Source organism: Chitinophaga sp., from assembly GCF_036569185.1.
Classification (GTDB): domain Bacteria; phylum Bacteroidota; class Bacteroidia; order Chitinophagales; family Chitinophagaceae; genus Chitinophaga.
Genome location: NZ_DATCRD010000078.1, coordinates 1 through 6,272, shown reverse-complemented (window position 1 = coordinate 6,272; position 6,272 = coordinate 1). Strand labels below are relative to the sequence as shown.

Here is a 6,272-nt window from a genome sequence, read left to right as displayed (position 1 = left end):
GCCTGGAAAATGGAGCCTCCTCCCATGATCCAGAACATATCAAATCCTCTGAGGGCATCCAGGGAATAGAGACGGCCTTTTTTTTCATTATCGCGGGTTGCCGCTACAGGCGCGGTCCCGGGGTCCACTGGCATTGTTGTTAATGTGCTCATGGTGTAGTAACTGATTTTGGCAGGATACAAGCTAGTAAAAAAGGAGCACTTTTTAAGAAAAATAAAAAAAGGTGGAAGCGGAGATTGTCTGACTCAGGATTAAAGGGATTACATTGATTACGCTGATTTATTTTTTTCTGATTTTTTGTTGTGATTTTTTGCGGTGTTTTTTTACTTGCCTTTTTTTCTATCTCCCATGGGAAGAAAATACAACCAGAAAAAGCCGATCAGGAATAATATGAAAGAGGCGATAAATGCAGGCAATGCAATATCCCGGTTATCGCCAAGCGCGTTATTAAGACCGGTATATAACAACCAGATCTGGATGCCGATATTTAAAATGAGGATCACGATCAGCGCCGACATCAGCGTGTTGGATTTGTTGGGATGGGCTTTGTTCTGAGCTTCTTTAAAATTGCTCATATATAGTGATTTTAGGTAGATGATTATCCGGGTTGTTTGTTGTTTTGATTTGCGTAAGATGGTATGTTAGCTGCTTTGGCTACCGGTTGCCTTTACATATATGTCGTCGCCTTTCAGCAGTACCTCCAGGGCTGGTAACGGACGGGGTGGCGGACCGGCCACCACTTCGCCGGTCATGGCGTCGAAGAAGCCTTCGTGGCAGGGGCATACAACCTGGCCGCTGCCAGGTTTGTAATATACGGCGCACGACAGGTGTGTACATTTCTGTTCATAGGCCCTCCAATGCCCATTCTCCAGCCGGATAAGAATGTAAGGAATACTACTTCCCGCAATAATGAAAGAACGGGTACCTCCTACCGGCACACTGTCTGCTTTGCAAACAAAATGTTCTCCCTTTACCTCTTCCGGCGGAAAGAAATTAGCTTTTACCGCTACATAGGCGCTGCCAACGGCCAGGCCACCGGACACCAGGCATAAAAACCGTGCAAAGTCCCTGCGGCTTACAGCAGTAGCCGCTGTTCTTTCCACCGGGAAATCCTGTTTCCAGTGAGGTTCTTTTGCAGTTTGATCAGGCATATCTTTCTGTTTAATGAACTTTTAATTGTGTACTTCCTTTGGGCATCATGATATTCACCTTTGTAGTGACTACCTGTTGCCCGAAAACAAAGGTATTAACAGGCGTACTGTTAGGGCGCATACGGCTTATTTCTTCGCGGGTGCCGTAAAACAGCGCCTGGCTGGGGCAAACCGTTGCGCACATGGGTTTCTTTCCGGCACTGGTACGGTCGTAACACATGTTGCACTTCATCATCATATCGTACTTCTCTTCTTTGATGGGCACTCCAAAAGGACAGGCCATCACGCAGTTGGAACAACCGATACAGCGGGCGGTATTGGCGCTGTGCACTACCCCGAAATCATCTTTGCTGATAGCATCGGCCGGGCATACTTTGGCGCATACCGGGTCATCGCAGTGCATGCATACCTGTACGGTGGTTTGAATGGTAACCGCGCGCTCCACATAGTTTACATGTATCATGCTTTCCTGGCCATTGGTTTCACATTCCGCACAGGCCATTTCACAGGCTTTACAACCAATGCATCGTTGCATGTCAACAAAAAATTCCATGTCTGTTTTGTAGGCAGTAACTTCCATGTTGCGAAGGTGGTTTAATGATCATCAGATACTGTCGAATGCCGTTGTTTCACCAGGTCTGGAAATAATTCCCAGCGGTTCCAGCTTACAGGCGCATACTTTAAACTCCGGGATCTTTGATACAGGATCCAGCGTGCCTATAGTAAGCTGGTTGGCCGATTTCCGGCCTGGCCAGTGATAAGGAATAAACACCGTGTCTTTACGGATGGTTTCCACAATATTTGCAGGAAATTCTCCTGTACCGCGGCGGGTGCTCACCTTTACCATTTCCCTTTGCCTGATCCCGTACTTCATAGCCAGTTCCGGATGAATTTCCAGCAACGGTTCGGGTATCAGTCCTACCAGCTTCCCGATACGCCTGGTTTGCGAGCCGCTAAGGTATTGCGATACCACCCTGCCGGTGGTGAGTACCACGGGATATTCCTCATCAGTTACTTCTCCCGGATCGCGGTAGTGAACAGGATTGAAATGCGCCTTGCCATCCGGCGTGGCAAACTTTTTATCTTCCCATAAACGCGGGGTGCCCGGGTGATCTTCGGAAGGACAGGGCCAGAAAACACCCATGTTATCTTCTATTTTTTTATAGGTGATGCCGTAGTAATCGGCTGTTCCTCCTTTTGAAGCGATACGCAGTTCATTAAAGATGGCTTCGGAATCCTTATAGGTAAATTTATCAGCCGCCCCGAGCCTTGCAGCCAGCTCCAGGATAATGGAGGTATCTGTGCGGGCGTTCCCCGGCGGACTAACAGCGGCGCGTATACGAACTACGCGGCCTTCTGCGGTGGTAACGGTCCCCTCCTCTTCTTCATGAAGGGAGCCGGCCAGGATAATATCCGCATGCCGCGCCGTTTCATTCAGGAAGAAATCGATCGCCACATAGAACTCCAGTTTCTCCAACGCTTCCCTGACATAATTATTATTGGGCAGTGATACCAGCGGGTTAAAACAGATGGATAATAACCCTTTTACTTCACCACGGTGAATGGCTTCTACCAGTTCATAAGCCGTAAGCCCTTTTCCCGGCAGTTCTGATTCAGGAATGCCCCATACGCCTGCAATATATTTCCGGTGTTCAGGATTGGTAATATCGCGGTTACCCGGCAGCTGGTCACATTTGTGCCCGTGCTCCCTGCCTCCCTGTCCGTTACCCTGCCCGGTGATGGTGCCGTAACCGCAGTAAGGGCGGCCAATGCGGCCGGTGGCCAGTACCAGGTTAATACAACCCAGCACATTCTCCACGCCTTTTGAATGATGCTCTATGCCCCGTGCATGCAGCAGGAAGCTGGTGCTGGCTTTGCCCCACAGGGCGGCGGCCTGTTCTATTTTTTCTTTCTCAATACCGGTTACCTGCTCCGCCCATTCCAGGGTATAATCTTTTACCGCCGCAATGGTTTCCTCAAAACCGGTAGTATGGTTATTGATAAAATCATGGTCCAGCATATCATGATCCACCAGGTATTTAAGCATGGCCCCATACAGCGCAGCATCAGTACCTGGTTTTATAGGCAGATGGATATCGGCGGTACGCGCCAGGGGGATCACGCGGGGATCCACCACTATCAGTTTGGCGCCGTTATCCCTTGCGCGCCAGATCCAGTAAGTAAGTGTAGGAAAGGTTTCACTTACATTGGCCCCTGCTACAATGATCACTTCCGCATGCGCAAGGTCGGTGTAGTTATTGGAAGTGCGGTCTAACCCGAATGCCTTTTTATTACCGGCGCCAGCGCTTACCATACACAGGCGGCCGTTATAATCGAGGTTACTTGTTTTAACGGCTACACGGGCAAACTTGCCCATGAGGTAACTTTTTTCATTGGTGAGGGAAACGCCTGATAAAATAGAGAAAGCGTCTTTACCATAGGTTTGCTGTATCCGTTGGATCTCTGCTGTTACGCGATCCAGCGCTGTATCCCAGGATACCGGCTTAAACCCTTTGCCTTCCACTCTTTCCAGGGGCTCCAGCAGGCGATCAGGGTGATTGTCCTGCAGGTAGCGCTGTACTCCTTTGGGACAAAGCCGTCCTTCATTGAAAGGGAACTCCATCCACGGTTCAAATCCTACCACCTTGTTATTTTTCACGAGCAACTGGATACCGCACTGCATACCACAAAAGCAGCAATGCGTTTTCACGGTGGCATCCGGCTCATCCCTGCCGGGATAGCCCTCCGTGGGCGTGAAGTTCAGGTGCGGACCAAAATCATCAATAATCTTTTCTGGTGATACGGGTAATTTTGCCATACAGATAGTAATTGAGTACCGGTATTACGAAATGGTTATCCAAAAAATGACCCGCCTTCCTGCCTGGCTTTGAGGTGCGCTTTGGCCAGCAGGGAGCGTTTGCCTTCGGGGCTGTAATCGAGGTGGGAACTGCCGTCTTCCAGTGTGAAGTCGAAGCCCACCTGTTTGGTCACTATTTTAAGATCATTTACATGCAGCTGGGTAGTAAATTCTTTTCCCGTGTGGGGGCATACAGCCATTCCTCTTTTTCTGCCTTCCCGTTTATAGATATGCGCGCCTATTTGCGCCGGGCGCTGGATAATATGAAAAAATTTCCCGAAGGGAATCCATACCAGGAATAGTATCACCGAGATGGCATGTGTTACAGACATAAAATCATACGCCATACCTTTCATGAAAGCGTAGCTGAAATTAAGCCCAAGCCCTGTTACTGAAATAATGATGAGCAGAATGAGTGGCAGCAGGTCTCCTTCAAAAGTTTGTGAAGCAATAAGACCCGCATTGGTTAATCTTCTCACGAAAAAAATAACCGCTCCGGCAATTACTGCCCAGGAGCACCAGGTAAGTGCATGAAAAATGAGAAAGGCCAATACAGAGCCCAGTTTAAAAGACATTATCTTAAACCCGAAAAAATTGGCGTTATACAGTTTCACTGCGCCGGGATCCAGTGCGGTGCCGGGGTCCAGCGTGAAATTGATCCAGCCCAGGGTTAGCGGGATGGTAATGGCAAAAGCGGCCAGGCAACCTGAGGCCAGCATAAAATGCGCCAGCCATCTTTTCTTTCCTCTTGGATAAATAAAGCGCTGGAACAGGAGGTTCTTTACTGAATCCTGCAGCAGCAACCATATATGCACAAAAAAACTGCCTTTGAAAATAAACTGCCAGGTACGTCTGAAATACATCCAGGTGGGCGGTCGTTGCAGCCACACACAATAACGGTAGATGCCGCCAAACAAGGCAAACAGGGTTCCGAATAAATAAGCAATCAGTGCCGGGTCAAAATTCTGGAGCTTCCTGGACCCGTAGAAAGAGATCACTACGCAGGCGAGTGTAACAATGATTGCAACCAGTAAGGCTTTTTTGTTGAGAGAAGCATGCATTGACACCTATTTATGGTTATCCGGAATACAGTAACGATGTTACTTTTTTTCTTTTCCTGATGAAAAGAGATCAATGAACAATCCTATAAAAACAATCACCCAGGTACCTAAAGCTAAAATAACAAATAAAGCCGAAACAGGTTTAAGAAATGTGAAACCTGTAACGCTCGCATACGTGAACGTACATACGCCGTACATACCCAGGGGAAATACCATGGACCAGTACTGCGGATCATACTTCAGCGGCACCCTGGCAATAAAATGACGGTAAGCAAACATCAGGAATAACAGGGGCAGCCACCAGCTGGCAAAGGCCCAGAAGAACATCGTAAACGCCTGTACGAAATCGGACCAGGGGCTCAGCGCCTCATGCTGATGCGCATACATGACCAGCCGGGAACCGGCCAGCGTAATGATAGCCACTGCTCCCATATTGATCCAGTACGGCGGCGTGAGCGTTTCCGCCTTCATGCTGAAAAACAGCCAGCGGTAAAGGATCAGCCCTATCAGCACAAAATAGAACATCCCTCCTATCATATAGGCGCACAGGGAAATAAAAGCAATGAGCCAGTGAAAAGCGCTGCTGTTGGCAATAATGGCGCCCAGTACCGCCACCGATTCGGTAGCCACCACAATCAGCAGCCAGGCCCCGTTAATGCTTTGTTCCAGCGTGGGTTTGGGTTCTTTCAGGATATTTACCAGGAAAAAAGTATACAGCAATAATGCCCAAAGGATACATCCTGTTATCCATAATACCAGCGCAATATCCATACGGCCGGTGATGATAGCCACCTGGCTGCCCAGTACATTGTTGCCCGCCACCAGGGTAAGAAAAGTAACGCCCCGGGCAGAATGATGCAGGTCGTTCCACACTACCACCGGGTACTTAATGATGCGCAGGAACAGGATGATCCATAACAGTGCGTAAAACGCCATATTGAGCCAGAGAAACATACCCGCCGGCCAGCTGTATCCCCAAAGGAATAAGCCGATAGATACAATTCCGGTAGCCATTACAAGGGCGAAGTAACCAGGGAAAAAAGTTTCCAGCGACGTGGCATTAACAGGCTGACCAGGATGTGCGAGGGTTGCTTGAGGCATGATCAGGGTTTTGGTGAATAAGTAGCTCCTGTAAAAATAAGGGAAACATGCGAATTTTGTGCGGAGATTGTCTGACTCAGGATTAAAGGGATTCAACTGATT

At 48.6% G+C, this 6,272-nt stretch carries 6 protein-coding genes; all 6 read right to left on the bottom strand.

Annotated features, from left to right (window positions below; all coding sequences use genetic code 11):
- Nucleotides 1–323: 323 nt before the first annotated feature.
- Nucleotides 324–575 (bottom strand): DUF6755 family protein, encoded by a 252-nt coding sequence (locus VIM72_RS06085; protein ID WP_332001975.1) that lies wholly within the window; start codon nt 573–575, stop codon nt 324–326.
- A 66-nt stretch (nt 576–641) separates the two neighbouring features.
- A complete protein-coding gene (locus VIM72_RS06080; protein ID WP_332001974.1) occupies nt 642–1,151 on the bottom strand; it encodes a Rieske (2Fe-2S) protein in 510 nt (169 codons plus the stop codon).
- Between the two features lie 10 nt (nt 1,152–1,161).
- The gene (locus VIM72_RS06075) at nt 1,162–1,731 is read right to left on the bottom strand and encodes a 4Fe-4S dicluster domain-containing protein (RefSeq protein ID WP_332001973.1); all 570 of its coding nucleotides are present in this window, start codon (nt 1,729–1,731) and stop codon (nt 1,162–1,164) included.
- A 24-nt stretch (nt 1,732–1,755) separates the two neighbouring features.
- Nucleotides 1,756–3,969: a molybdopterin oxidoreductase family protein gene (locus tag VIM72_RS06070; protein WP_332001972.1), complete on the bottom strand. Its 2,214-nt coding sequence runs from the start codon at nt 3,967–3,969 to the stop codon at nt 1,756–1,758.
- A gap of 35 nt (nt 3,970–4,004) precedes the next feature.
- A complete protein-coding gene (locus tag VIM72_RS06065) occupies nt 4,005–5,069 on the bottom strand; it encodes a hypothetical protein (protein ID WP_332001971.1) in 1,065 nt (354 codons plus the stop codon).
- A gap of 39 nt (nt 5,070–5,108) precedes the next feature.
- Nucleotides 5,109–6,170, bottom strand: a complete 1,062-nt coding sequence (locus VIM72_RS06060; protein WP_332001970.1) for a tellurite resistance/C4-dicarboxylate transporter family protein — start codon at nt 6,168–6,170, stop codon at nt 5,109–5,111.
- Nucleotides 6,171–6,272 lie beyond the last annotated feature (102 nt).

Coding starts and splice junctions, on each gene's coding strand:
- VIM72_RS06085 (WP_332001975.1), bottom strand. CDS start 575: ATGAGCAATTTTAAAGAAGCTCAGAACAAAGCCCATCCCAACAAATCC.
- VIM72_RS06065 (WP_332001971.1), bottom strand. CDS start 5,069: ATGCATGCTTCTCTCAACAAAAAAGCCTTACTGGTTGCAATCATTGTT.
- VIM72_RS06070 (WP_332001972.1), bottom strand. CDS start 3,969: ATGGCAAAATTACCCGTATCACCAGAAAAGATTATTGATGATTTTGGT.
- VIM72_RS06080 (WP_332001974.1), bottom strand. CDS start 1,151: ATGCCTGATCAAACTGCAAAAGAACCTCACTGGAAACAGGATTTCCCG.
- VIM72_RS06075 (WP_332001973.1), bottom strand. CDS start 1,731: ATGGAAGTTACTGCCTACAAAACAGACATGGAATTTTTTGTTGACATG.
- VIM72_RS06060 (WP_332001970.1), bottom strand. CDS start 6,170: ATGCCTCAAGCAACCCTCGCACATCCTGGTCAGCCTGTTAATGCCACG.